Source organism: Gluconacetobacter tumulisoli (assembly GCF_014174155.1).
GTDB lineage: Bacteria > Pseudomonadota > Alphaproteobacteria > Acetobacterales > Acetobacteraceae > Gluconacetobacter > Gluconacetobacter tumulisoli.
Window position 1 is genome coordinate 32,089 of sequence record NZ_JABEQM010000013.1, and the last position, 25,466, is coordinate 57,554.

Genomic DNA, 25,466 nt, shown 5'->3' on the forward strand with positions numbered 1-25,466 from the left:
ATTTCGTCCTACTGCGTGTAGCTGTATCCGTACTCGTCGGCCAGCTTCTGCAGATCCGGCGCACCGCGCAGGTTCAGCGGGATCGGCTGCGGGTTCTTCGATCCGATGACCACTCCATGGTCGGTCATCCTCTGGCAGGTATTCGCCGCCAGCGGGAAACTGAGCTTCAGTTCCGCCCCCATCTGGGCACGCAGGCAGGATACGTCGCTATCCCAGGGACGCCGCCCGATTTCCGACGAACATCCCGTCAACAGGACCGCGCCGCACGCGATCATACCCAGGCCCGCCCAGTTCTTCCGCTTCATCTCGACCGCCGTCAGGGCCCCCGCCGTGCGAGATCGCCCACCACATCACCCAATCCGGGTACGGCGTCCTGTTGCCGGGATGCCGCGCCCTGTCTACGCGCAACCTGCCATGGATCGTCACCGGACGATAGACCGCCATCCGGGGGACCTGTCCCGCCCGGCGCATGACAGGGTACGCAGGCCCGGGGCCGTCCGCCGGCGCAGTTGACGGCGCCCTGCCCCGGTCGCACGTTTCCAACGGGTCCAGAACCGGAGGGCGCGTCGTGAATACCAGCATCGGGCGGTCGGTCACCCTGCCGGTCGAAGGCATGACCTGCGCCGCGTGCGCCACCCGCATCGAGAAGGTGCTGGGGCGCCTGCCCGGCGTCACGCCCCAGGTCAATTTCGCGACCGGGACCGCGACGATGGGCCTGCCGGACGACCCGGCAGCGCTGGATCATGTGGTCGGCGCGATCCGCAAGGCCGGATACGACGTCCCCGCCCGCCATGTCGGACTGACGGTCGAGGGCATGACCTGCGTCGCCTGCGCCACGCGGATCGAGAAGGTGCTGAATCGCCTGCCCGGGGTGGACGCCCATGTGAATTTCGCCAGCGGCCGGGCCGAAATCGACTACATCCCCGGCCTGGCCGATCCCGACATCCTGATCCGCCAGGTCGAAAAGGCGGGTTACGGCGCAAGCCTGCCCCGCGACGAAACGCCGGACGACGAGGCCGCGCGCCACGCCGCGACAGGGCGGCGGCAGATCCGCCTGTTCGTCCTGTCCGCGATCCTGACCGCGCCTCTGCTGGCGGGAATGGCGGCCATGCTGGCGGGCGTTCACGACCTGCTGCCGCTGTGGCTGCAATGCGCACTGGCAACGGTGGTGCAGTTCGTCTGCGGCCGGTCGTTCTATCGCCACGCCTGGAATGCACTGCGGGGCGGCGGGGCGAACATGGACGTGCTGGTGGTCATGGGCACCAGCGTCGCCTGGCTGGCCAGCACCGCGGCGCTGGTGCTGGCGCTGCCCGGACCGGTGTATTTCGAATCCGGCGCCACCGTCATCACGCTGGTGTTGCTGGGCCGGGTGATGGAGGCCCGCGCCCGCGACCGCACCCGCGCGGGCATCGAGGGCCTGATCCGCCTGCAGCCCCAGATCGCGCATGTCGTCGTCGATGGCACCCTGGTGGACCGCCCTGTGGCATCCCTGCGCGTCGGCGACCTGTTCGTCGTCCGGCCGGGCGAGAGCATCCCGGTGGATGGCACCATTATCGACGGCCGGTCGGACATCGACGAATCCATGCTGACCGGCGAGGGCATCCCCGTGGGCAGGCAGGCGGGCGATCCGGTCTTCGGCGCGACCATCAACCGCGACGGCGTGCTGCATGTCCGCGCCCGGCGCGTCGGTGCCGACACGACCCTCTCGCGGATCGTCCGCATGGTGCAGCAGGCGCAGGGAACGAAGGACCCGGTGCAGCATCTGGTGGACCGGGTATCCGCCATCTTCGTCCCGGCGGTGCTGGCGATCGCACTGGTGACCTTCGTCGCCGGCTGGGTGGCGACCGGCCACCCGGCGGGGGCGCTGACCGGCACGATCGCGGTGCTGGTGATCGCCTGTCCCTGCGCGCTGGGACTGGCGACGCCGACGGCCATCATGGTGGGCACGGGCCTGGGCGCGCGGGCGGGCTTGCTGTTCCGCAATGCCGAGGCCCTGGAACGCGCCCACACGATCACGACCCTGATCATGGACAAGACCGGCACCCTGACCGAAGGCCGGCCCGGCGTAACGGACATCGTCCCCAACGACGGCATATCGGCCGACCGGCTGCTGTCCGCCGCCTGCGGGCTGGAACGGGATTCGGAACACCCGCTGGCCCGCGCGATCGCCGCCCATGCCGCGGACGCGGGCGTGACGGCGGTCGCGCTGCGCGACGTGCGGGCCGTCCCGGGACGTGGCGTGCAGGGCCTGAGGGCCGATGATGGGCATGGCGGGGCGGCCGACGGCATGCTGCGACTGGGCTCCCCACGCTTTCTGGCCGAAAACGGCTGCATCGATGACGGGGCGGTCGCCGAACGACTGGAACAGCAGGGCAAGACCGTGGTCGGGGTAGCGGACGGCACACGCGTCCTGGGCTATATTGCCCTGGCCGACCGGATCCGGCCCGACGCCGCCGCCAGCGTGGCGGCCCTGCGGGCCCGGGGGCTGCAACTGGTGATGCTGACCGGCGACAATGCCCGCATTGCATCGGTGGTGGCCCAAGCACTGGGGCTGGACGACATCATCGCCGGCGTCCTGCCCGAGGACAAGGCACACGAAATCGAGAAGCGCCGCGGCCCCGGCCGGGTCGTCGGCATGGTCGGCGACGGCATCAACGACGCGCCGGCACTGGCCGCCGCCGATATCGGCATCGCGATGGGCAGCGGATCGGATATCGCGCTGGATACCGCCGACGTCGTGCTGATGCGCAGCGAACTGGGCGGCCTGATCGATGCGATGGACCTGTCGCGCGCCACCTTGGGCAAGGTGCGGCAGAACCTGTTCTTCGCCTTCGTCTATAACGTGCTGGGCCTGCCACTGGCGGCGTTGGGCATGCTGAACCCCGCCATCGCCGGGGCCGCGATGGCCATGAGCTCGGTGTCGGTCGTGTCCAACTCCCTGCTGCTCAACCGATGGAAGCCGGTCTTGCGCAAGGCCCCTGCGGCACATAACTGAAAGGACGGACGACCATCCGAACCGCGGACAGGGACAGAAATGGGAAAACGACGATGGAAACGACGACGCTGAAAATCGAAGGCATGACCTGCAACGGCTGCGTCAGCGCGGTGAAGAAGGCGCTGGAACGCTCGGATGGCGTATCCTCCGCCGATGTCGCGCTGGACACGGGGGAGGCCCACGTCACGTACGACGCCGCCCGCACGACCCCGGTTCGCCTGCGCGCGGCGGTCGAGGATGCGGGCTACGACGTCGCGGCCTGAACAGGGGCACTCCTGCCCTGCCGCCTGTCAGGCGAACAGCGCCGCATAAACCTCGGGCTTGAAGCCCACGGTCAGCGCGCCGTCCACATCCAGAACCGGCCGCTTGATCATCGACGGCTGGGCTGTCATCAGCGCCACGGCGCGCCCCTCATCCAGATCGGTCTTGTCCGTATCGGGCAATTTGCGAAATGTCGTTCCGGCCCGATTCAGCAGGGTGGGCCAGCCGACCTGTCGTACCCAGCCCTCCAGCACATCCCGCGCGATGCCCTGGGTCTTGTAATCGTGAAAAACGTAATCGACACCATGGGCCTCCAGCCACGCACGGGCCTTCTTCATGGTATCGCACGCCTTGATGCCATGGATCGTAACCAAACGCGGCATAGGATCGCCTGCTCCTGCTTCAGGATTGGCGCGGCATCGCGCCTTGCGCCGACCTTAGAACGGATCGTGTCCAGGTCGAAGGGCTGAGCGGAGCGTCAAGCGGATGGCTGGCGTGACGTCAGGCGACGTGTCCCGGGCGATCGAACATCGCGCGCTCCAAAATCAAGGCGATGCTACATTGATAGCGAAAAACAAAACATAATTCAAGCCTTGAAATACATCATGCATTTAAATATCTATTGATCAATAAAAATAGATTATAAACAATTCTGCAATATTATTGCATGACAGGAGAATCTATTGACTTTATCGACACTTAACTCCCCATCCTCCATTCAGATCCCGTGTTCCGACGGAAAAATTAGTCTTGTTATATTTGACTGCGACGGGGTTCTTATTGATGGAGAACGCCAGTCAACAGCCCTGATGGCGCAGGAAGCCCGGAAATATGGCTGGGATCTGACGGATAGTCAGGCGCACCGGATCTTTACTGGCGGCGAACTTGCGAAAATCGGCGAATTGATCGGCCAGAAGACCGGGCAGGACATCCCGGCCGACTGGGACATGATGATGCAGAACCGCATCGTCGACATGATGAAGACGGAAGCCGAGACCGTCGACGGGGCGGAAGCCATGCTGGAATCCGTCATTCAGCTTGGCCTGCCCATCCGCGTGGGCTCCAACTCGTCGGGCGCTGAAATGGACGCCAAATTTCAGAACACGGGCCTGGACAGCGTCCTGGAGAAGGAACGCATCCATTCCGGACGCGATCTCGACATGCCGAAGCCGCGCCCCGATATCTATCTCCACGCCGCCCGGGCGGAGGGCGTGGCACCGGAAGAATGCATCGTGCTGGAAGATTCCGATGCCGGTGTCGAAGCCGCCCGCCGGGCGGGAATGGCCTGCGTCCTGCTGCGCGCGCCCGACAAGCCGGCACCGGAATGGCCGGGCCTGTTCCGCATCGCGCATCTGTCCGAGTTCTCCCCGCTTCTGGAAACGCTCATGGACCAGAAGCAGGCGGCCTGACCCCGCCACGACCCCGCCCGCGACCACGTCGCCGGCGGGGTGCGCGAAACAGGGATCATGTCACGGGGGGCGCGTGCCCCGATCATGGGCTGGCGCCGTTTCCAACCGCGCCTTTCCGCCAGAGCCCCTTTTCACCAGAGATAGATCGCCTTGACGTAGTACGCGTTTGCTTCCGGCCCATTGCGTGCATCGACGGTATGGGGATATCGCGCCGACGCGTATCTGAACCCGCTGCAGATCCCTGCAAGCACCTGGTCCGAGGCATGCTGACGGTCATCGACCTGCTAACCAGGAAGATCGTCTGGCAGCATCCGATCGGCGCCACCCGCGACACCGGTCCCTTCCAACGCAGACCAACCTGCCTTTGCCGACGGATATGCACAATATCGGCGACGGCGGATGGGCACGCGGCCTGGGCAGCCGCTCGGGCGATTACATCCTGGCCTACACGCTCGACGGCCAGCAGGCGCCCGCCGCACCGCAATCGCATCGCGGGAGGCCCCCCTCCCGGGTCCATCGCCTTTCCGGCGTGCAGGTCTACCTGCACTCGACCCTCGACAATTCCACGAACATCATCGCGATCCGGGACAGTTGCATGCTCCGCCCCCGTGGCCCGCAATCCACGCGACACAATCTCCTGCGCTGGTCACACCACGCGGCATAGGCGGCCGGCTTACGGCGCCCCCATCAGCAGCGGACGAGCGCAAAAGCAATCCGGCGGAACCTGAATACGGCTGTGCAACGATGGCGGCAGGCGTCATGCTGGACATTCCGTCCGGCCCTTCGGGGGCCCCAACCGCGCCGCCTCCGGAACCGGGCAAGATCACTCCGATGTGGTCAGGATCTCCGCAAGAGGACACATTCATGATCCAGCCCAGATGGCGCCAGATGATCGCAGGTCTGGCCTGCATGGCGGCCATATCGTCTCCGCAATATGTCTGGACCCTGTTCACACCGATGCTGAGGACGGATTTCGGCGTCAGCGCCGCCGCGCTGCAGGTCACCTTTTCGCTGCTGATCATCCTGCAGACGCTGTTTTCCCCCATACAGGGGTGGTTCGCGCGGCATGTGCCGCCACGCAACCTGATCATGGCGGGGATCGTGCTGACGGGCCTGAGCTGGGTTGCGGCGGCGCAGGCGCACAGCCTGACCATGCTCTATCTGACATATGGCGTGGTGGGCGGGATCGGCACCGGCACGGTCTATGTGGGCGTCGTGTCGCTGCTGATGCAGTGGTTTCCGATGCGCCGCGGCATGGCCGCCGGCGCGGCGGCGGCCGGGTATGGAATGGGCGCGATACTGACCACCTTTCCGATCGCGCACATGCTGGCGGGGTCGGGATGGCGGGGCACGATGACCGTGTTCGGCGCGCTGATCGCCATCGCCGGTATCGTGGCGGCCTGGTTCCTGCGCACGCCGGACGCCGATCCGGACATCCTGGAAGACGTCAATGGCTATTCCACGTCGGTGGTCGTGAAGACACCCGTGTTCTGGGTCATGTTTTTCATGATGACGACGATGGCGACCTCGGGCCTGATGGTCACCTCGCAACTCGCGCAGATCGCCATCGATTTCAAGGTGGCCCACCTGGCCATCGCCGGCATGGCCGCGCTGCCGCTGGCCATGACGCTGGACCGTATCGCCAACGGCCTGACACGGCCCCTGTTCGGATGGATATCCGATCTGATGGGACGCGAACGGACAATGGCCTTCGCCTTCACACTGGAGGCGGTGGCGCTGAGCTGCTGGCTGGCCCTGGCGCACCACCCGGTTGCCTTCGTACTGCTGTCCGGTGTCGTGTTCCTCGGCTGGGGAGAAATCTTTTCCCTGTTTCCCGCGACCCTGACCGATACGTTCGGCACGCGCGATGCCTCGCGCAATTACGGGCTGCTCTATATCGCCCAGGGCGTCGGCGCGGTGTTCGGCGGTCCCCTGGCGGCGTGGCTGCATCAGGCCAGCGGCGCCTGGTTCCCGGTCTTTGCCTGCGCCATTGGCGGCGATCTGCTGACCGCGCTGCTGGCGATTGCCGTGCTGCGCCCCATGCGCCGCCGCTTCCTGCAAGGGGGCTGACACGGGCCCCAGGGCCGTCCCGGCGATCAGAGCCCCGGTGTCGCCGGGGCCCGTTCGCCGGCCGGATTGCCTGCCTGCCGGTGCGCCGCGCCCATCCGGGGGGCGGTATAGCCGTCAATGGCGAACCGCCGCAGCGCCAGGATCATCAGCGCCCCGCAGAAGGTGCTCGCGGCCAGGACATACAGCCCCGCATTCTGCGACTGGAATTCGGTTTCCGCCCAGACCCGGATGTTCGGTGCGACGAACCCGCCGAGATTGCCGAAGGCATTGATCAGCGCCAGCCCCGATGCGGCCGCCGCCCCGCCGAGATAGCTGGACGGAAAGGTCCAGTACAGCGGCTGTACCCCCAGATGCCCGGCCGCCGCCACACAGAGCGCAATGATGGCGATGACGGGCCGGCCGGCCGCCAGCGCGGACACGGCAATACCGGCGGCCCCTGCCATGAACACCAGCGCCGCGATCGTGCGACGTTCGGCCAGCCGCTCCGACAGGCGCGGGACGAACAGCACCGCCGCCAGGGCGCATACCGGCGGAACCGCCGACACGATTCCGACCATCAGGCCGACATGCGTCCCAAGAATGGTCGCGATCTGCACGGGCAGGAAGAAATAGATCCCATAGCCGCAGACCTGGACAAGAAACCAGATGACGCACAGAAACATGACGCGGGGATCGAGGAACGTTGCGGAAATCCCCGCCGGTCCGGCCTCGATCTTGCGGGCGTCCTCACGTTCCATTTCCTGCGTCAGCGCGGTCTTCTCGTCCTCGGCCAGCCAGGGTGCGCTCATGGGACGCTCGACAAGCCGCAGCAGGACCCAGATCCCCATCAAAACCGCAAGCACGCCTTCCACCAGGAACATCAACTGCCATCCATGCAGCCCGAACGCATAGGCCGACCCCTCCAGGGACAGCAGCGCGCCCGAAATCGGACCGCCGACGATAAAGGCCAGGGGCGCGCCGACCAGGAAATAACCGGTTGCCCGCGCCCGCACCTCCAGCGGAAACCAGAATGTCAGATAGAGCAGGATGCCGGGGAAAAATCCGGCCTCGCTCAAGCCCAGCAGGAATCGAAGCGCGTAGAAAAGCGGCGCGGTGTGGGCGAACATCATGCATGCGGAAACGATCCCCCAGGTGATCATGATCCGGCCGAGCCACAGACGCGCGCCCGCACGATAAAGCAGGATATTGCTAGGTATTTCGAAAATGGCGTATCCGATGAAGAAAATGCCCGCACCGAATCCATAGGCCGCGTTGCTCAGCCCGGTATCGTGCTGGAACGCCTGTTTGGCGAAACCGATATTCGCACGGTCGAGATAGGCCAGGACGAACATGATCGTAATCACCGGCACGACGTGCCAAAGCGATTTACGGATCGCACGGTCCATGGAATCTTGATGTTCCATTTTGAAATCCTGCGTTTATGTCGGGTTTTTCCCGACTTTATTGGTACCCGCGCGATATGTGGGGGTATCGCGCGGCGGCATGGCCGTTCAAACGTGGGAGTACATCAGACGTTCGGCACGACGCCGTTCAATTCGTCTTCGATATGCGCCTCGATGATCGAGTCAAAATCCGTGTCTCCCCTGAAGCCCAGGGCGATTGCGCGGTCGGCCCGCACCGCGCTCGGCCAGCTCTCGACGATGCGCTGGATTTCGGGATCGTACTTCCACCGGATGCACGCGGCGACCTTCGCGCCCGCGCGCCTCTCCAACGCCGCCACCATATCGCCAACCGACAGCGTGATCCCGGGCAGCGGTATGATGCGGATGGGCCCGACGGTTTCATCCGGCAGCACCATCGCGCGCTCCAGCGCCTCAAGCGCCCGGCGGGGCGAAAGAATATAGACCGGCGTCTCCGGCTTGACCGGGCAGACGGCGGATTGCCCGACCAGCGGTTCCCGGATGATGGAACTGACGAAGGTCGACGCCGCCTTGTTGGGCTTGCCCGGCCGCACGGAGATCGTCGGCAGCCGAACCGCGCGCCCGTCGATGAAGCCGCGCCTGCTGTAATCCGCGACCAGCAGTTCGCCCACCGCCTTCTGCATGCCGTAGGAACTTTGCGGGGTCGGGATCACGTCGTCGGTAATCAGCTCAGGCATCGGCCGGCCGAATACCGCAAAGCCGCTCGTATAGACCAGGCGCGGGCGGCCGGGTTCGCGGCGCAGCGCTTCGAGAAGCATCAGCAGGCCGTGCAGATTGACCTGCATGCCCAGGTCGAAATCGGCTTCGGCTTCCGAACTGACCACGGCGGCAAAATGCCAGACGAGATCGACCCCGCGCACGGCCTCGCCGATGATATCGGCATCGGTGAGCGAGCCCGTGAGGAGGCGCACGCGCGCGTCCTGCACGACCCCGGCACCGGGATAGGGGTCGAGCAGGACGATCTGCTCGATCGGTTCCGCGCGCACGCCGTCGATCAGCAGGGACCCGGCCTTCAGCAGGCGCTCGGTCAATTTGCGGCCGATGAAGCCCGTGCCGCCGGTAATCAGGATTTTCATGAGTGTTTTCTCTCTTCGGCGTCGTGGCCCGGCAGGCCGTTGATGCGCTCGATGTGAAGGAGGATGCCGCTGTGATCGAGGCCGCCGTCGCCTGCCGCGACCATGGCGCGAAACAGGTCGGCGACCCGTTCGGTCGTCGGAAGCGTCAGATGGAGTTCTTCGGCGATGCTGGCCGCCGCATCGAGGTCCTTGACCTGATTGATCGCGTCGCCCCCGGGCGCGAACCGGCGTTCGATCATCCGCAACCCATGCTGCTGAAGGATCACGCTGTCGGCGAAGCCGCCCGTCAGGGCCTGCCGCACGCGCGCCGGATCCGCGCCGCCTCTTTCGGCCAGCGTGAAGGCCTCGGCGATCAGGGTGATGGTCCCGGCGACGATGATCTGGTTGGCCAGCTTGGCCAGTTGTCCCGTCCCGGCCGGCCCGATATGCGTCACGCGCCCCAGGACGCCCAGCACGGCGGAGACCGCCGCGATGTCGTCCTCCGACCCGCCCGCCATGATCGCCAGCGCCTTGTTGATCGCCCCTTTCTCGCCCCCGGACACGGGCGCGTCGACATAGCCGATTCCCCGTTCCCGCAGGCGCGCGGCCTGGGTATGGGCGATGTCCACGGCAATCGAACTCATCATCACGACGATGGCGCCGGCCTTGATGTGGTCGGCGGCCCCGCCGTCGGCGAACAGGATCTGGTTTGCGGCCTGGCCGGAGGTCACCATGAAGATGACGATATCCGCGCCGGACACCGCCTGCGCGGCGCTTGGGGCGATTTCCGCGCCGAATTCCGCCAGCGGGCGGGCCTTGTCGGGTGTGCGGTTCCAGACCGCGACCGGGTATCCCGCCTGTGCGATATGACGGGCCATGGGCGCGCCCATGATCCCGGTTCCCAGGAATGCGACATGTGGCATGGAGGTCATGGGTAGCCTGTCGGTCTTCGTTCCAATCATGTGAATTCAGGGGATAGCGGGCCTTGGTGTAAGAACATTGTCGCCCGGGCGACAATCTCGGGAACGTGACCGACGGAGCGCATCAGACATCATGGAGCGAGGCCTGCCGCCCGGCGGCGCGGAAACGCCGCCCACGCGCCAGAACATGCGGGACATTCTGATCGCCCACAGCTGGTTCGCCGATCTACCCGACCGCCTCGTCACGCAGATGGCCGAGATCTCGGTCCTGCGCCGCTATGCCGCGGGCGACCTCATCCATTCCAAGGCCGCCAGGGCGACCTTCCTGCACGGTGTCGTGTCCGGCGCCGTACGGGTCAGTTCGACCTCGATCGCCGGCCGCGAAGCCATCCTGACCTATTACGGCCCCGGGGACTGGTTCGGTCATATCGCCCTGATCGACGGGCTGGCGCGGACGCATGATATCCACGCACAGGAAGACTCGGTCCTGGTGAATATCGCGCACCATGATTTCAATGCGCTGCTGCGGGCGGAGCCGGAGCTGTACCGCCATATCGCCCTCATGCTGTGCCGCCTGCTGCGCCTGTCTTTCGCCTGGATCGAAGATGCGGCGCTGCTCAGCCTGCCGGCCCGGCTGGCCAAGCAATTGCTCAGCCTGGCGCGCAGCTACGGCGAGGCCCATGGAAACGGAACGCTGATCCGCCTGCGCCTGCCGCAGGAAGATCTGGCGATGCTGCTGGGCACCACGCGCCAGACCATCAACCGTCGCCTGTCCGACTGGGCAAAGCTTGGCTGGATCTCGGTGCATTACGGCGAGATCCTGATCCTCGACCGGCAGGCCTTGCAGAACTGCGTCGACCACGAGAGCGAAACGCTGTCAGGCGCGCCGATTTTCTAGAACGCGGTCCGGCAGATCACCAGGCGTACGTTCCAACGCCGAAGCGGAGCGGCCTTATGGGCCGCCCGCCACGGAGCACAGAAAACGCGCGCGGGATGGCCGCCCGCGCGCATCTGCAAATACGCTCTAACGTCCAAGGCGCGCCAATCCCCGGTCCAGCGCACCGACCAGCCAGTCGATGTCGGCCGCCTGGAACGCCAGTGGCGGACGCAATTTCAATATGTTTCCGTACGGCCCGGCAACGGAGGTAAGGACACGCTCGTCACGCAGCATTTCAATCAGCTGCAGGGCGAGCGCCTTGTCGGGCGCCTTGCTGTTCCGGTCCGTGACCAGTTCGAAGCCGATGAACAGGCCCGCGCCGCGCACGTCCCCGACGCATTCGTATTTGTCCTGCAGCGTGCGGAGTTCGGCCAGAAGCCGGGCGCCAACGACGCGACTGTGCTCCTGCAACCCTTCCTCATGAATGACCTTGAGGACCGCCTGGGCCGCCGCCATGGAGACCGGATTCCCCCCGAACGTGTTGAAATAGGGGATGCTGTCGCTGAACGCCGCCAGGACCTCGCCGCGCGCCAGCAGGCCGGAGACGGGGATGCCGTTCCCCATCGGCTTGCCCGTCGTGATGATATCCGGGACCACACCATGCCGTGCGAAGCCCCAGAACGCCTCGCCCGTCCGCGCGAAGCCCGGTTGTACCTCGTCGGCGATGAAGATGCCGCCATTGCGGTGCACAACGTCGACCGCCTTCTTCAGGAAGCCGGCATCGCCCGGCAGCACGCCGTCGGAAGAAAAGATCGAGTCCGCGAGAAATCCGGCGAACCTGATCCCGTCCGCCTGCATGCCGTCGATCTGTTTCTTGATCTCCTGCGCGAACCAGTCGCCAAGGTCCACATCGTTCAGGCGATAGTGGTCCGGGGCCGGAACAAGACGGGTGGTCGGGGCCAACGGCTGACCACTCCCCAGCGCGGGGGATGCGCCCGACGTCAGGTCGCTGGTGCCGTGATAGGCTTCCTGCGTGACGATGATCCCGGTGCCGCCGGAATAAGCCCGCGCCACCCGTATGGCGAGATCGTTCGCCTCCGATCCGGTGCACATGTACATCGCCCGATTCACCTCGGCCGGCGTCGTGGCGAGAATCGATTCGGAGTAGTCCAGAATTCCTTCGTGCAGGTAGCGGGTGTGCGTATTGAGCAGCTGCATCTGTTCGTGCACGGCTTCGACAACGGCCGGGTGGCAATGACCGATGCTGGCCACGTTGTTGTACACATCCAGGTATTTCGTGCCTTCGGCATCCCACAGATACTGGCCCCTGCCCCGCACCAGATGAACCGGCCTGCGATAGAACAGACGATAGGAGGCGCCCAGAAGATGGCCGCGCCGTTCGGTCAGGCGCATTGTGTCCTTATCCAGGCCTGCGGCGTGTTCCGCCCGGAAGCTGTTGGTGTCCATGATGGTGGAACGGGTGACCACGGGCGTTTCCCCTTTCGCAACGTTTCGAACGTGATCCGACCATGCCTCCGGCACCGAAGAAAAACTTGACCGGAGAGTACATTCTCATGTCGCCGCCTGTCGTGTCCGGCCGGTTTTGCGGCGCCGTGTCTTCTGCGGTCAAAAACCGGTTGCCTGCGAGCAAGTCTCTGCGTCGGTATCATTTCATTGGAAAAACATATCCGGGACAAACGGGGACTGAAACAGGATGAACGTCAGGCACGCGGACCCTCTCGACAATGCGGCGCTCTCACGCCTGGCCGGGCACGCCATGGCCCGCTATCCGGCCCCGTTTCAGGGAGAGCTGCGCCTCCTCACCCGGTCGGAGAACGCCACCTTCCGTATCGACGCGCACGGCAGGCGGTACGCCCTGCGCATCCACCGCCCGGACTATCACCAGAAGGCCGACATCGAAGGCGAACTCGCATGGCTCGATGCCCTGCATCGCGACATCGGTCTCGTCGTGCCCACCGCCATTCCCGACCGGTCGGGCACGCGGGTCCTGACCCTCGACGCGCCGGATGGCAGCCACCGGCACGCCGTCCTGTTCCACTGGATCGACGGCGAAATGCCGACATCCAACCTCGATCCTGCGTCTTTTCAACAGTTGGGCGAAATCACGGCGCGCCTGCACCAGCACAGCCGAAACTGGAAAAGACCGGCAGGCTTCCACCGCATCATCTGGGATCATGAAACGATGACCGGCCCGGACGGGCATTGGGGCGACTGGCACGACACGCCGGGCCTCGGCGCGAACGATATCGCGACCATCGAAGCCGCGATGCAGGACGCCGGCCGCAAGCTTGCGGCTTTCGGGAAGTCCGAAGACCGGTATGGCCTGATTCATGCCGATCTCCGCCTCACCAATCTGCTGCTGCATCATGGCGAAACCCGCGTCATCGATTTCGACGATTGCGGCATGGGCTGGTTCATGCATGATCTTCCCGCCGCCATCAGCTTCGAAGAACATCATCCCAGTGCGCCCGTCTGGGTTTCCAACTGGCTGGACGGCTATGAACGGATCGCAGCCGTGACCGACGAGGAACGGGCGATCCTTCCGGCTCTTTTCATCCAGCGGCGGGTGCAGATGACCGCATGGGTGGGTTCCCACGCCGAAACCGAAATGGCGCAGAGCCTCGGCCCCGACTGGGTCGGCCACACACCGCGCCTCTGTCGCCTTTATCTGGACGGACCCGGCCTTCCCATAGGGGCGGGATGAGGGTCCGTTTGGAAATCCGGTTGAACCCCGGAAACGACCTGTGATCTGATGACGCCTCTTCGGCACCGGTCGGCCAAACACTCATGGACACCCCTTTGCACAGTGCTTTTCCGCAGGACATTTCCGGCAGCCATGGCGGTCACCGTGGCGTGCTGGCGGCGGCCGCCACGGGGCTGGAACATTTCATCAAGGCCCAGGGCGGCAATCCGGAACGGGTTCTTGCGACAAGCGGCATCGACCCGGACGTTCTGTCCAGCCCCACCCAAAGCCTTGGCCTCGTCAATTACTGCCGGGTGATGGAGGAAGCCGCCCGCAATTCGGGACAGGGCAATTTCGGCCTCCATTACGGGCGGCAGTTCCGTCCGCAGGCCCTGGGGCTGATCGGGTATATCGGCCTGACTTCGCCCACCCTCGAAGCGGCTTTGCGCAATATCGCGGAGGATTTCCGCTGGCACCAGCACGATACGATGACCCGGCTGGTCGACCGGGGCGAATGCTGGCATTTCGAATACCAGATCCGGCACGGCGCCATCCTCTCCCGCAGGCAGGACGCCGAACTCTCGCTGGGCATGTTTCTCAATCTCGTCCGCAGTGTCCTCGGGCCGACATGGGCGCCGCGGGACATCCATTTCGAACATCCGCGCCCCGAGCAGTGGCACGACCACCGCAGGATCTTCGACGCACCGGTCTGGTTTGACCAGCCCTGCAACGCGCTGGTGATCCCCAAACGCGACCTTCTGCGCCCCATGCCGGACAACGACCCGACATTGCTTCTGGTGATGCGGGAAACGATCAGGCGGCTGAACGGTACGATCGTCAGCCAGACGCTGGTCGAACGCACCCGCGCTTATATCGGCATCCTTCTGCCGCAGGGCGAGGTGACCCTTGAAGATGTCGCCCGACGCACCGGCCTCACGCCATGGGCGCTCCAACGCCGGCTCAAGGAGGAAGGCGCGACGTTCCTCTCCCTGGTCGACGCCGTACGGTGCGAACTCGCCACGCATTACATGCGCCAGAACAGCCTCGCCGTCTCCGAAATGGCCCTGCTGCTGGGATATTCGGAAATCAGCGCCTTTTCACGCGCATTCCGGCGCTGGTTCGGCATCAGCCCCCGGCAGTGGCGCAAGGCGCGTATGTCTCTCCGGGACTGATGCTGCCCCGGAACGGGTGCATGCCACATGCCAGGGGACATTCCGGCGACCAAGCCGCAAACCGGCCCCTTCCCCGCATCCCGCAGCACCGATTGCCTGACGACCGCCTGCCGAAGCCGAGGCGGCCATGACGTCGCGCCAGATCAAGCCCGCATAACCCCGAGCCCCCGTCACCGGCAATCCGGGGACGGCTGCGGGGGACCGGCAGTCACCCCCACGCATATGAAACAGGAAAACATATACAGATCATAAACTTACCGATCGCAACCCCCACGCCGGCCCACATTTCTACCGAACGGGCAATTCATCTTGGGAACGATCGAAAAATCTGCTAAGGATGACCGTTCAGTCGTTTTTTGTGGTTTTTGGGCAGATACAGGGCAACGCGTGACACCTCTTTTTGATCTCGCCGTGATCGGGTCCGGCGTTGTGGGATGCGCGGTGTTCAGGGAATCCGTCCTTGCGGGTCTGGACACGCTCATGATCGAACGGGCCCCGGATCTGCTCGCCGGGGCGAGCAAGGCCAACAGCGCGATCCTGCATACCGGCTTCGACAGCAAGCCCGGCAGTCTCGAACAGCGCCTGATCCGGGCCGGCCACCGGGAATACCTCGCGATCCATGAACGGCTGGGCCTGCCCCTGCTGAAGACCGGCGCCACGCTTGTCGCCTGGAACGACCAGGATCTGGCGCAACTGGACGGGATCGACGCCGCCGCGCGGCAGAATGGCGTATCGCTCCACAGGCTTGACGCCGAAGGCGTACGGCGGCGCGAGCCCTCGCTGGCGCCCACGGCCTGCGGCGGCCTGGTCGTCGACGAGGAAAGCCTGATCGATCCATGGTCGGCGCCATTGGCCTACGCGCAGCAGGCCGTGGTAAATGGCGGCGTGTTCCTGCGCAACAGCCCGGTTGCCTCAGGCACATATGAAGACGGGGCCTGGACGCTGCGCCTGGAGGACAGGGGCGAGGGCGAGAAGACGGTCCGCGCCCGCGTCGTCGTCAATTGCGCCGGCCTGCAGGGGGACATCGTCGAGGCGATCGCCCGCTCCTCGCCCTTCACGATCAAGCCCCGCAAGGGGCAGTTCATCGTCTATGACAAAAGCGCCTATGGCCTCATCTCCTCCGTTATCCTGCCGGTGCCCAGCCCCGTTACCAAGGGCATCGTCGCCACGCGAACCGTCTTTGGCAACCTGCTGGTCGGTCCGACGGCGGAACCGCAGGACGACCGGGACGTCGCGGCCCTTGGCCGCCCGCAACTGGAATCGCTGAAGGCCGCGGGCGAACGCCTGCTGCCTTCGCTGGCCCGGCACGATATCACCGCGACCTATGCCGGATTGCGGCCGGCGACGGAATTTTCCGATTACCAGATCGAGGCCCTGCCGGACCGGGGATGGATCACCGTAGGCGGCATCCGTTCCACCGGCCTCAGTTCGGCCCTGGGCATCGCACGGCATGTCCGGGGCCTTTACGAGGAATCGTTCGGCCGTTGCCGGCCGCTGGCCGACCCCCTCTGGCCGCGGGTTCCCAACCTGACCGAGGAATTCCCCCGCCCCGGCTTCCAGCCCGACCGCGACGACATCATCTGCCATTGCGAATCCGTCACCCGGGCGGAAATCCGGGCCGCGCTTTCGGACTCCCCGCTGCCTGCCGGCTGCATCGGCGGTCTGCGACGCCGGACCCGCTGCATGATGGGACGGTGCCAGGGCTTCTACTGCACGCGCCGCGTCGTGGAACTGGCCGCCCCCTACCTGCCCGAACTGGCGACCCTTGGTCCGGGAGGCGCGGCATGAACCACGATGTCATCATCATCGGCGGCGGCCCCGCCGGGCTGAGCGCCGCGCGCCACCTGCTGGCGTCCGGTGTGCGCGATGTCGTCGTCATCGAACGGAATCCGGAATGCGGCGGCCTTCCCCGCTTCTGCCTGCACAGGGGATGGGGCGCTCTCGATTTCGGACGGCTGTGGCGCGGACCGCGCTATGCGCGCGCCCTTGTCGAGGCCGCAGCCGGCGCGACATTTCTGACGAACTGTGCCGTCACGGCCCTTGAACCGGACGGCGTCGTCCGCGTGAACACGCCTGGCGGTCCCCGCACCCTCCGCGCGCGCGCGGTCCTGCTGGCGACCGGTATCCGCGAAATGCCGCGGTCCGCGCGACTGATCGGGGGAACCCGACCATGGGGGGTGATGAATACCGGCGCGTTCCAGGAAATGGTCCGCTTCCAGACGCTGCCCTTTCGCGCACCCGTCATCATCGGCAGCGAACTGGTCGCCTTCTCCGCCCTGGAGACCGCACGCCACGCCGGCCTGCGGCCGGTCGCGCTGCTGGAGGAAAACAGCAGCCTTTCCGTTCCCGCCATCGTGGGCGCGGCGGCCCGCCTGCGCTACCAGGTCCCGGTACGAACCGGCTGCCGCCTTGTCGAAATCTGCGGCCAGGATCGCGTCGAGGCGATCATCGTGGAAGACAATGGCGCACGCCGGCGCCTGCGATGCGACAGCATCGTCCTGTCCGGGCGCTTCGTGCCCGAAACCGCGCTGGTCGACGGCCGTACCATCCTGCGCGACCTGGACGGCACGCGTGGACCGGTGATCGACAATTTCTATCGCTGCACGGACCCCCGCATCTTCGCGGCGGGCAATGTGCTGCGCGGGGTCGAGCATTCGGGCTATGTCGCGCATGAAGGGCGGTCCGCCGCCGCCGCGATCCTGCGCGCGTTGCGCGACGACCTGCCCCCGTCGCGTCCCGCCATCGCGGTCGAAGGGCGCAACCTGCGCTATGTCTATCCACAGCGCATCGTCCCGTCGGACGGCAAGACGATGCTGTTCGGACGTTCGGCCCGGGGCGCCGGCGGGGACCTGGTCGCCCGCGACGCATCCGGCCGGGAACTGGCCCGCAGAAGCGTGGGACGATTCGCGTGGCCGCGCCTGACCCTTGAAATCCCGACGCCCGATGTCGAAACCTGCGATGCGCTGATTCTGGAACGGGAGCATTCCGGGCAATGACCCTCTGTCTGGCGATCGATCAGGGCACCACAAGTACCAAGGCCTTTCGCTGGCGTCCCGGCACGGACATCGAACCGGCGGGCAGCCTGACGCACCGCCAGATCTATCCCCAGCCCGGCTGGGTCGAGCATGATCCGCGCGAGCTTCTGGCCCATGTCCGGACGCTGGTCGGCAACACGCCGGACGCCACCGCGCTGGCCCTGGCGAACCAGGGCGAGACGGTCGTGATGTGGCATGCCCGCACGCACGAACCCCTGGCCAACGCAATCGTCTGGCAGGACCTGCGGACCCGCGACATGATCGAACGGTTGCGGGCCGAAGGCGCGGAAAAGGTGACGCTTGCCCGCGCGGGCCTGCCGCTGGATCCCTATTTCTCGGCCTCCAAGATGCGTTGGCTGCTCGACAATGTTCCCGGGGCGCGGTCACTGGCGGCCGCGGGCGACCTGCGCATCGGCACCAGCGACGCCTTCTTCCTCGACAGCCTGACCGGGACGTTCGCGACCGATATCTCGACAGCCTCCCGCACGTCGCTGATGAACCTGCGCACCGGCGCGTGGGACGCGGAACTGTGCGCCCTGTTCGACATCCCGCTGTCCTGCCTGCCCGAAATCCGTGCGACCCTGGGGCCGTTCGGACAGATCGCGGACGGCCCGGCCGTGGTCGCGAGCATCGTGGACCAGCAGGCCTCCCTGTTCGGCCATGACTGCAAGGAACCACGCGACATCAAGATCACCTTCGGAACCGGCGCGTTCATCCTGGGCATAACGGGAGCGGACCCCGTGGTCAGGCCGGCTTCGGGCATGCTGGCCACGGTGGCATGGATGTTTGACGGCACACCCACCTACGCGCTGGATGGCGGCGTGCTGTGTGCAGGTGCGGCCATAGAATGGGGGCGCAGCGTCGGTGTCATCGACACGCTCTCCCCCGTGTGGGACCCGGCGGATCGCTGCGCCGACCGTGGGCTGTTCTTCGTTCCGGCGCTCAACGGCCTTGGCGCGCCGACATGGGATCGCGACGCACGCGGCAGCTGGACCGGCCTAGAACGAACGACCCGGCGCGAAGACCTGGGCCGCGCGATCTGGGAAGGCGTGGGCCTGCGCGCCCATCAGGTCGTCGCGGCGTTCGAACAGGCCTCCGGCGCGCGATGCGGGCGGATTTCCGTGGATGGCGGCATGTGCCGGAGCGCGGCCTTCCGCCAGTTCCTGGCCGACCTGTTCCGCCGCGACATCCATTTTGTCGATCATGGCGACCTGACCGCGGCGGGCCTGCTGCGCCTGTGCGCCCGGGCCCTGGGGTCCGGGCAGATGCCGCCGCTGTTCTGGCGGCGGACGCGGCCGCGGCATCCGGTCCCCGATGGCGCCATCGCCGCCTTCGCCGCCCTGACCGCGCGCCCGGCCGGCCCGATCACCCCGACCGAAGAATCCCCGGCATGAGGTCCATCCCCAATCTGGTCAGCGATTCCCAGCCCCCTTACAGTTCCCGCCGTAACGATGAACCGAGCGGAATGAGGGCTGCCTCCATCCCCCCGATCCGGCAAGGTTGCATGCTGCAGGACAGGAACATCATGCGATGCGCGTAAAAAGCCGACAGAAAATCATTCTTGAAATGGCACAGGGGGCGTCCCTGCTGACCGTCGAGGAGGTCGCCGAGCAGCTGCATGTTTCGCGGGAAACGATCCGCCGCGATTTCGTCAGCCTGGATGCGCAGGGATTGCTGCGCCGGGTCCATGGCGGCGCGCGCCCGGCCGTCAATGCGACATCGGAAGAGCCGTTCCACACGCGGCAGACGAAGAATGTCGATGCCAAGACCATAATCGCGCAGGCCGCCGCGCGCCTGGTGCAGCCCGGCGAAACCGTGATGATCGATACCGGCAGCACCACCCTGGCGTTTGCCCTGGCAATTCCCGCCGACATCGAATTGACGGTCATTACCAATTCATTGCGCATCGCGGACATTCTTTCGCGAACATCCGTCCGCCGCGACATCTATGTCCTGGGCGGAGAGTTCCGACCGGAAACCCAGCAGATCCTGGGGACTTTCTGTCTTGACCAGATCGACCGCTTCCGCGCCGACCATGCGATCATCGGTGTCGGCGCGATCAGTCGAAGCGGGGATCTGATGGATTACGACCCGCAGGAAGCGCAACTGGCACGCGCCATGATCGTGCGGTCGCACAAGACGACCGTCCTGGCCGATCATTCCAAATTCGATTCCTACGCGCTGATCGGCCTGTGCGCATTCGGCGATATCAACCGGATCGTGACCGACACCCCCCCCGCCGAGGAATTCTGCAGCATGGCCCGCCGCCTGAATGTCGAACTGATCGTCGCCGCGCAGGACTGATTTTCATGCCGACGAGCCCCCTCGCCGGCCCCGTCGCGGCATCGTCCCCCGTCGTTTACCCCTCAAGACGTGAGAAACCATGACCAGTCCCACTCCACCACAGCGATCCCTGCCATTTACATGCGACAAGACGCCCGTCACGGGGCGGAGCGGCGTCGTCGTCACCAACCATCCCCTTGGCACGGCAGCCGGGGCCGAAATGCTGGCCGCCGGCGGAAACGCCTTTGACGCCGCCGCCGCGTCACTGCTTGCCCTGACGGTCGTCGAACCGATGATGGTAGGGGTCGGGGGTGGCGGCCTGTCACATCTGCGCCTGGCGAACGGACAGCACATCGTCATCGACGCCCTGTCCTGCGCCGCGCAGTCGATGACACCGACGATCTACGAGCCCCTCTCCGACGAGCCTGCGCTCTATATGGATGTCAAGGGCCGCCGGAATCTTGTCGGCGCGACATCGGTGGCCGTGCCCGGCAACCTGCTGGGCTGGCACGGAATGCAGACGCGCTTCGGCAAGCTTCCGTTCGCCGATGTCGTCGCCCCGGCGATCCGGCTTGCGAAATCGGGCTTTTCCGTCACGAACTATCTGGCCGGCGCGGTACGGGAACACGCCGCGGATCTCGCGGCCGATCCCACCATGCGCGCGGTCTTCCTGCCGGACGGCACGCCGGTCAAGGCCGGAACACGCCTGCGCCAGCCGCTCTATGGTGAAAGCCTGGAACTGATCGCCCGCGACGGCGCCGCCGCGCTGCACGGTGGCGCACTGGGCGCGGCACTGGTGCGTGCCATCGCGAACAGCCCCGATCCCGGCTGGTTGACCGAGGCCGACCTGCGCGACTACCGCACGATCGACCGGGCCCCGATCGTCGGCAGCTATCGCGGGTTTGAAATCGTCGGGCCGCCACCGCCGGCATCTTCGGGTGTTCACGTCACGCAGATGCTGAACATGCTTGAATCCTTCGACATCGGCGCGATGGGCTTCGGCAGCACCGAAAGCCTGCGCGTACTCGCGGAAATCATCCGCGTCGCGTTCGAGGACCGACGCCGTTTCAGCGGCGATCCGGCCTTTGTCGATGTGCCGGTCGAACGCCTGACGTCAAAATCCTACGCGCATGAATGCATCGACCGCCTGGCATCATCGGGCGGCGCATTGTCCGACCTGCGCCCCCTGCTGCGTGAAAGCCAGGATACCACCCACATCACGGTGGCGGACAAGGACGGCAACATCGTCGCCGCAACGCATACGATCAATGGCCTGTTCGGCGCCCGGTTCATGGATCCGGAAACCGGCGTCATCCCCAACAACTACATGAGCAATTTCGACCCGCATCCCGGTCATGCGCTTTCGATCCAGCCCGGCAAGCGCGTGCCCACCTCGATGGCGCCCATGATCGTGCGCAAGGACACGAAGCCGGTTTTCGCACTGGGCATGCCCGGCGGATTGCGCATCTTCCCGTCCGTGTTCCAGTCGATCGTCAACCTGATCGACCATGGCATGACCCTGCAGGACGCGGTCGAGGCCCCCCGCCTGTGGACGCAGGGACAGGAGCTGGAGATCGAGCCCGCTTACGAGCCAGCGCGGGCCGGCCTTGAAGCGGCAGGCTATGACGTGCGCCCCAAGCCGCATATCGGCGGCGGCATGAACGCCATTTCGTTTTCCCCCGACGGCATGATGGAAGGGGCCGCATGCTGGCGCGCGGATGGCACCGCGGTCGCGCTGGGCGGCGGCCTTGCCAAGCCAGGCGTCCGCTTCTGGCCGGACAAGGCCCCCGACCCGTCATCCGAAGAACCCGAATAACAAAGGATTATTGGCATGGTAAGCCGCCTCGTCATCCTGGACCCCATGGCACAGCCGGGGCTCGATAAATTCGCGCAGTACCTCCCGGAGGATTTCGAGATTGCGACATCGCGCAGCCGCGAAGCCGCCGACCAGATCGAAGCCATCACGGGTGCGACGTTCGTCATCACGGCGGACGTCCCGGTCACCGCCGCGATGATGGAGGCCGGCGCGGCCTCCGGCCTGAAGGCCGTTCAGAAATGGGGCGTCGGCTACGACAATATCGATCTGGAAAGCGCACGGCGCCTGGGTGTCCGCGTCCTGCGCACCACCGGCAGCAATGCCGTCGCCGTCGCGGAAACGGCGCTGGCGCTGATCCTCGGCCTGCAGCGCAACATCATTCCCGGCCATGTCGGCCTTCAGAAAGGCCTGTGGCTGAAGCGCTCGCTCAGCGAAACGTCGATGCGCCTGACCGGAAAGACCGTCGGTCTGGTCGGACTGGGCTATATCGGCAAGCAGCTCGCGCGGCTGTTGCGCGGCTTCGACTGTGACGTGATCTATACCAAGCGCACGCCGATTTCCGCCGAGGAAGCCCGGGAGCTGCGCGCGCGCCTCGTCACGCTCGACGAGCTGATCGAAACATCCGACGTCATCTCGCTGCACTGCGCCCTGACCGAGGAAACAGCCAACATGATCAACCGGGAATCGATCGCCCGGATGAAAAAGGGCTCGATCCTCGTCAACACGGCACGCGGCGGCCTGGTCAATGAGGAAGACCTGGCAGAGGCCGTGGAAAGCGGTCATCTGCGGGGTGCGGCCGTCGACGTGTTCCCGGTCGAACCGATCGCCCCCGACCATCGCTTCGTGGGTGTCGAACGCATCACGATCACCCCGCATATCGGGGCCATTGCCGCCGACACCTATGCGACGAACGTGCAGCGCATGGTGCATAACCTGGCCTGTGTGGCGGCAGGCACCGAACCGCCGGAACTCGACGTCCTCGTCTGATCCATGCCCTGGCAAGGATGAGAAAGGGCCGTGCAACATAGTTGCACGGCCCTTCTTTTCAATCGGACGACCCGGTTCCGCGATCCCCAAGGATATGACCTACTCGAATTCCGCCCCTGCGATGGAGGTGGTCACGCCGTCGCGCGCGCCCTTCCCCAGGCGTGTCGGAATAAACCAGACACCTGCCGCGGCGAGGCCATAGACGGCGGCCATTCCGGCGACGGCGGCCCAGCTGTGCTGATGCTTGAAGAGCATTTCGGACCAGACCGGACCGATCGAGGCGACCCAGTTCCCGACCAGGGCCGTACAGCCCGCAACGACCGCCGTGCTGCGCGGAAAGCTCTGCACATGGGACCAGGTCAGAACCTGGCACAGGCCAACGCCCGCCGTCGCGCCGGCGGAAAACACCAATGTCAGCCACAGCGATGGCGACAGGATGGCCCCTGCCATACAGGCCGTCGCCCAGATGATCCCGATGATCCGCGCGCGACGGGCCGGAAACGAGCGCCCTTCCGTCTCTCGCCGCTTCATGTATTTGATCAGGGCGCCGGACAGCAGCACAGCCCCATATAGCGACACGGCCGGGATCGAGAAGAGGCGACCGGCCTGGAAGCTGGAAATGGGGAACCGCGACGTCAGGAAATGAAGGAATGTCACGTGGCAGAAGCTTTGTACGCCAGAGACACCCCCATAGAAAACCGCGATCTGCACAGTTGGAAGAATGGCCAGGCGCGCACGCGGCTGTGCCGGGGTTTCGGGCGTCCTTTCCGGCGCCGCCTCAAGCGAGGGGCCGCCATAGCAGAAGAAAATGATGGCGCTGAAAACAAGACCCACCAGCCCATAGATCAGAAAACAGCCGCGCCAGCCGAAAGACTGCAATACATACGCGGTCAATACCCCGCTGACGGCATAGCCGACATACAACCCCCCGAGCAGCGTGGAACTCGCGGCTTCACGCTCTGATTGGGAAAAGAGCAGTTTCAGGGCAAAGATACACGCAACCCAGTCCGGGGCCTGCCCAAGGCCAAGCAGGATGCGAACGGCGAAAAAGCCGCTGACATGTGTCTGTAGAGACGTAAGGATGGTCGCCAGCGACCACATCAGGCAGGCCCCGGAAAGCGCCCATCGCACGCCGATCCGGTGTGTGAACCAGCCGGCGGGAACCTGCAGCAAGGCATAGACGGCGGTGGAAATCGTAATCAGTTCAGCCATCAACACCGGGTCGATATGAATAGCCTGCTGAACCTGGGGGGAGCTGATCGTCAGGGCGGTACGATCGACGCCGAGAATGAAATTTATCGGAACGAGAAGAAAGAGCAGGATAAACCATCGATTTTGTCGAAACGTCATTCCAACCCCACCTCCCTGTTTCAAATGCCGTGACCTTACCGCCCATCCGGGCATGAAGCAGCCTGTTCACCCTGTCATTCGTTCATGGGCCCGCACCCGCGCATCATGCAATCAAAACGGAATTTAGAATCAGAGATACATGACATTCCTACAGCGCGATCAAACAACTCCCGATCAGATGGGCACATCCGATCGGGAATTTCACACTGCACGGCGAAACGATGTCAGAGAACAGCCTTGCCCGTCTGCGGGTCGGAATTCCTGACCACATGGGTGGCGACATCGGCACCGATCCTGACCAGTTTCTCGACCAGGGCCGCACCGGTTTCGGGGGAACACAATTGCGGATCGCCGCCCCAGACGCCATTGGGCACGGTATCACCACCTTCCAACGGAACCGTAATGGTCCCCTCGCCGATCCCCAGGGACGTGAAGCCGGTCACCGGCAGGCCCCAGACCTCACCCGGCACGGTCGGTCCCGGGATATATTGATGGCGGATCAAATGCGGGAACAGATGCATCACCACACTGGTCAGCGGATTGCAGCCATGGCCACTCGACTTCGCGGCCACATCCTTGCCCAGGATGGCCGGAAGAAGCCCGTAACCGACACGCCACAGATACAGCGCCGGCATGACGATGCCGCGTTCCAGCCAGACCTTCTGCGTCGCATCGTTGATCACGCCGCAATTGCCGGCATGCCCGTTGATGAACACCACGCGGGTCAAACCATGGCGAAGCAGGCAGCGCAGCATGTCGTCGACAACGGCGCGCAACGTGGACTGCGACAGGGCAATGCCGCCCGGCATGTAACCGAAGAAATCTTCGCCGCCAAACGGTACCACGGGCGCGACATAGGTTTCCGTGCCCTCGGCCGTGGCCTTTTCGGCGATCAGCTCGGCAATGCGGGCGGCGGAAAGGTAATCTCCCATCGGGGCATGCGGCCCCTGATCTTCGAAACTGCCCATCGGCAGTAGAATGACCGGCTTGCGCACGGCGGCTTCCCGCATTTCCGCGGCCGAAAGTTCCGCAAGATAATAGGAAGAAGGCATAACGTCTCCTCTTGGGATCGGGTCGCGCTACGCTTATGCAAGGCTGCGAAACGGGCCCG

Annotated in this window: 21 protein-coding genes and 1 pseudogene; 14 read left to right on the forward strand and 8 right to left on the reverse strand. The window is 65.2% G+C overall.

Going from position 1 to position 25,466, the window contains the following annotated elements:
• Window positions 1-8 precede the first annotated feature (8 nt).
• The gene (locus HLH28_RS14460; protein WP_182960435.1) at window positions 9-305 is read right to left on the reverse strand and encodes a hypothetical protein; all 297 of its coding nucleotides are present in this window, start codon (window positions 303-305) and stop codon (window positions 9-11) included.
• A 263-nt stretch (window positions 306-568) separates the two neighbouring features.
• Here HLH28_RS14460 and HLH28_RS14465 point away from each other — a divergent pair, with 263 nt between their 5' ends.
• Window positions 569-2,995, forward strand: a complete 2,427-nt coding sequence (locus HLH28_RS14465; protein WP_338029747.1) for a heavy metal translocating P-type ATPase — start codon at window positions 569-571, stop codon at window positions 2,993-2,995.
• A gap of 53 nt (window positions 2,996-3,048) precedes the next feature.
• On the forward strand, window positions 3,049-3,258 hold the full coding sequence (locus HLH28_RS14470) for a heavy-metal-associated domain-containing protein (RefSeq protein ID WP_182960439.1): 210 nt from the start codon (window positions 3,049-3,051) through the stop codon (window positions 3,256-3,258).
• A 27-nt stretch (window positions 3,259-3,285) separates the two neighbouring features.
• Here the strand turns inward: HLH28_RS14470 and HLH28_RS14475 are convergent, their stop codons facing one another.
• Window positions 3,286-3,639 (reverse strand): ArsC family reductase, encoded by a 354-nt coding sequence (locus HLH28_RS14475; RefSeq protein ID WP_182960441.1) that lies wholly within the window; start codon window positions 3,637-3,639, stop codon window positions 3,286-3,288.
• 333 nt (window positions 3,640-3,972) lie between these two features.
• Between HLH28_RS14475 and HLH28_RS14480 the strand changes: the two genes are divergently transcribed.
• The 3 genes and pseudogenes from HLH28_RS14480 (at window position 3,973) to oxlT (ending at window position 6,735) form a co-directional block, all read left to right on the forward strand.
• The gene (locus HLH28_RS14480; protein WP_182960546.1) at window positions 3,973-4,665 is read left to right on the forward strand and encodes an HAD-IA family hydrolase; all 693 of its coding nucleotides are present in this window, start codon (window positions 3,973-3,975) and stop codon (window positions 4,663-4,665) included.
• A gap of 219 nt (window positions 4,666-4,884) precedes the next feature.
• Window positions 4,885-5,143 (forward strand): annotated as a pseudogene (locus HLH28_RS14485) (hypothetical protein); the annotation flags it as partial.
• Window positions 5,144-5,529: 386 nt separating this feature from the next.
• A complete protein-coding gene (gene oxlT / locus HLH28_RS14490; RefSeq protein ID WP_182960443.1) occupies window positions 5,530-6,735 on the forward strand; it encodes an oxalate/formate MFS antiporter in 1,206 nt (401 codons plus the stop codon).
• Window positions 6,736-6,761: 26 nt separating this feature from the next.
• On the opposite strand, the gene HLH28_RS14495 is transcribed toward oxlT, so the two are convergent.
• From HLH28_RS14495 to HLH28_RS14505, 3 genes are all read right to left on the reverse strand, one after another.
• Window positions 6,762-8,138 (reverse strand): MFS transporter, encoded by a 1,377-nt coding sequence (locus HLH28_RS14495; protein ID WP_182960445.1) that lies wholly within the window; start codon window positions 8,136-8,138, stop codon window positions 6,762-6,764.
• A gap of 104 nt (window positions 8,139-8,242) precedes the next feature.
• Entirely contained in the window at window positions 8,243-9,232 is a 990-nt protein-coding gene (gene denD / locus HLH28_RS14500) for a D-erythronate dehydrogenase (RefSeq protein ID WP_182960447.1), read from the reverse strand.
• Window positions 9,229-10,143, reverse strand: coding sequence for an NAD(P)-dependent oxidoreductase (locus HLH28_RS14505; RefSeq protein ID WP_182960449.1), 915 nt, complete (start codon window positions 10,141-10,143; stop codon window positions 9,229-9,231). Before HLH28_RS14505 ends, denD begins: the two co-directional genes overlap by 4 nt.
• A gap of 121 nt (window positions 10,144-10,264) precedes the next feature.
• Between HLH28_RS14505 and HLH28_RS14510 the strand changes: the two genes are divergently transcribed.
• Window positions 10,265-11,029, forward strand: coding sequence for a Crp/Fnr family transcriptional regulator (locus tag HLH28_RS14510; RefSeq protein WP_182960451.1), 765 nt, complete (start codon window positions 10,265-10,267; stop codon window positions 11,027-11,029).
• A 126-nt stretch (window positions 11,030-11,155) separates the two neighbouring features.
• Here HLH28_RS14510 and HLH28_RS14515 read toward each other — a convergent pair whose 3' ends face one another.
• Window positions 11,156-12,496, reverse strand: coding sequence for an aminotransferase class III-fold pyridoxal phosphate-dependent enzyme (locus HLH28_RS14515; protein WP_182960453.1), 1,341 nt, complete (start codon window positions 12,494-12,496; stop codon window positions 11,156-11,158).
• A gap of 226 nt (window positions 12,497-12,722) precedes the next feature.
• Here HLH28_RS14515 and HLH28_RS14520 point away from each other — a divergent pair, with 226 nt between their 5' ends.
• From HLH28_RS14520 to HLH28_RS14555, 8 genes are all read left to right on the forward strand, one after another.
• Window positions 12,723-13,733, forward strand: a complete 1,011-nt coding sequence (locus HLH28_RS14520; protein ID WP_182960455.1) for a phosphotransferase enzyme family protein — start codon at window positions 12,723-12,725, stop codon at window positions 13,731-13,733.
• Between the two features lie 83 nt (window positions 13,734-13,816).
• Window positions 13,817-14,884: an AraC-like transcriptional regulator QhpR gene (gene qhpR, locus HLH28_RS14525; RefSeq protein WP_182960457.1), complete on the forward strand. Its 1,068-nt coding sequence runs from the start codon at window positions 13,817-13,819 to the stop codon at window positions 14,882-14,884.
• Between the two features lie 411 nt (window positions 14,885-15,295).
• Entirely contained in the window at window positions 15,296-16,672 is a 1,377-nt protein-coding gene (locus HLH28_RS14530) for an NAD(P)/FAD-dependent oxidoreductase (protein WP_338029749.1), read from the forward strand.
• Complete coding sequence (locus HLH28_RS14535) at window positions 16,669-17,880, forward strand: NAD(P)/FAD-dependent oxidoreductase (RefSeq protein ID WP_182960461.1); 1,212 nt, start codon at window positions 16,669-16,671, stop codon at window positions 17,878-17,880. Before HLH28_RS14530 ends, HLH28_RS14535 begins: the two co-directional genes overlap by 4 nt.
• Entirely contained in the window at window positions 17,877-19,313 is a 1,437-nt protein-coding gene (locus HLH28_RS14540) for an FGGY family carbohydrate kinase (RefSeq protein ID WP_182960463.1), read from the forward strand. Before HLH28_RS14535 ends, HLH28_RS14540 begins: the two co-directional genes overlap by 4 nt.
• Before the next feature lie 136 nt (window positions 19,314-19,449).
• Window positions 19,450-20,223 (forward strand): DeoR/GlpR family DNA-binding transcription regulator, encoded by a 774-nt coding sequence (locus HLH28_RS14545; RefSeq protein WP_182960466.1) that lies wholly within the window; start codon window positions 19,450-19,452, stop codon window positions 20,221-20,223.
• 79 nt (window positions 20,224-20,302) lie between these two features.
• Complete coding sequence (ggt, locus tag HLH28_RS14550; protein WP_182960468.1) at window positions 20,303-22,018, forward strand: gamma-glutamyltransferase; 1,716 nt, start codon at window positions 20,303-20,305, stop codon at window positions 22,016-22,018.
• 15 nt (window positions 22,019-22,033) lie between these two features.
• Window positions 22,034-23,005: an NAD(P)-dependent oxidoreductase gene (locus tag HLH28_RS14555; RefSeq protein ID WP_182960470.1), complete on the forward strand. Its 972-nt coding sequence runs from the start codon at window positions 22,034-22,036 to the stop codon at window positions 23,003-23,005.
• A 99-nt stretch (window positions 23,006-23,104) separates the two neighbouring features.
• On the opposite strand, the gene HLH28_RS14560 is transcribed toward HLH28_RS14555, so the two are convergent.
• Window positions 23,105-24,379, reverse strand: a complete 1,275-nt coding sequence (locus tag HLH28_RS14560; RefSeq protein WP_182960472.1) for an MFS transporter — start codon at window positions 24,377-24,379, stop codon at window positions 23,105-23,107.
• Window positions 24,380-24,579: 200 nt separating this feature from the next.
• The gene (locus tag HLH28_RS14565) at window positions 24,580-25,407 is read right to left on the reverse strand and encodes a creatininase family protein (protein WP_182960474.1); all 828 of its coding nucleotides are present in this window, start codon (window positions 25,405-25,407) and stop codon (window positions 24,580-24,582) included.
• Window positions 25,408-25,466: the final 59 nt, after the last annotated feature.

What these genes read in the sequence shown, in the direction of transcription:
- HLH28_RS14460 (WP_182960435.1), bottom strand. Translation starts at nt 305, where the DNA reads ATGAAGCGGAAGAACTGGGCGGGCCTGGGTATGATCGCGTGCGGCGCG.
- HLH28_RS14540 (WP_182960463.1), top strand. Translation starts at nt 17,877, where the DNA reads ATGACCCTCTGTCTGGCGATCGATCAGGGCACCACAAGTACCAAGGCC.
- oxlT (WP_182960443.1), top strand. Translation starts at nt 5,530, where the DNA reads ATGATCCAGCCCAGATGGCGCCAGATGATCGCAGGTCTGGCCTGCATG.
- HLH28_RS14475 (WP_182960441.1), bottom strand. Translation starts at nt 3,639, where the DNA reads ATGCCGCGTTTGGTTACGATCCATGGCATCAAGGCGTGCGATACCATG.
- HLH28_RS14565 (WP_182960474.1), bottom strand. Translation starts at nt 25,407, where the DNA reads ATGCCTTCTTCCTATTATCTTGCGGAACTTTCGGCCGCGGAAATGCGG.
- HLH28_RS14520 (WP_182960455.1), top strand. Translation starts at nt 12,723, where the DNA reads ATGAACGTCAGGCACGCGGACCCTCTCGACAATGCGGCGCTCTCACGC.
- HLH28_RS14495 (WP_182960445.1), bottom strand. Translation starts at nt 8,138, where the DNA reads ATGGAACATCAAGATTCCATGGACCGTGCGATCCGTAAATCGCTTTGG.
- denD (WP_182960447.1), bottom strand. Translation starts at nt 9,232, where the DNA reads ATGAAAATCCTGATTACCGGCGGCACGGGCTTCATCGGCCGCAAATTG.
- HLH28_RS14505 (WP_182960449.1), bottom strand. Translation starts at nt 10,143, where the DNA reads ATGACCTCCATGCCACATGTCGCATTCCTGGGAACCGGGATCATGGGC.
- qhpR (WP_182960457.1), top strand. Translation starts at nt 13,817, where the DNA reads ATGGACACCCCTTTGCACAGTGCTTTTCCGCAGGACATTTCCGGCAGC.
- HLH28_RS14535 (WP_182960461.1), top strand. Translation starts at nt 16,669, where the DNA reads ATGAACCACGATGTCATCATCATCGGCGGCGGCCCCGCCGGGCTGAGC.
- HLH28_RS14555 (WP_182960470.1), top strand. Translation starts at nt 22,034, where the DNA reads ATGGTAAGCCGCCTCGTCATCCTGGACCCCATGGCACAGCCGGGGCTC.
- HLH28_RS14470 (WP_182960439.1), top strand. Translation starts at nt 3,049, where the DNA reads ATGGAAACGACGACGCTGAAAATCGAAGGCATGACCTGCAACGGCTGC.
- HLH28_RS14545 (WP_182960466.1), top strand. Translation starts at nt 19,450, where the DNA reads ATGCGCGTAAAAAGCCGACAGAAAATCATTCTTGAAATGGCACAGGGG.
- ggt (WP_182960468.1), top strand. Translation starts at nt 20,303, where the DNA reads ATGACCAGTCCCACTCCACCACAGCGATCCCTGCCATTTACATGCGAC.
- HLH28_RS14510 (WP_182960451.1), top strand. Translation starts at nt 10,265, where the DNA reads ATGGAGCGAGGCCTGCCGCCCGGCGGCGCGGAAACGCCGCCCACGCGC.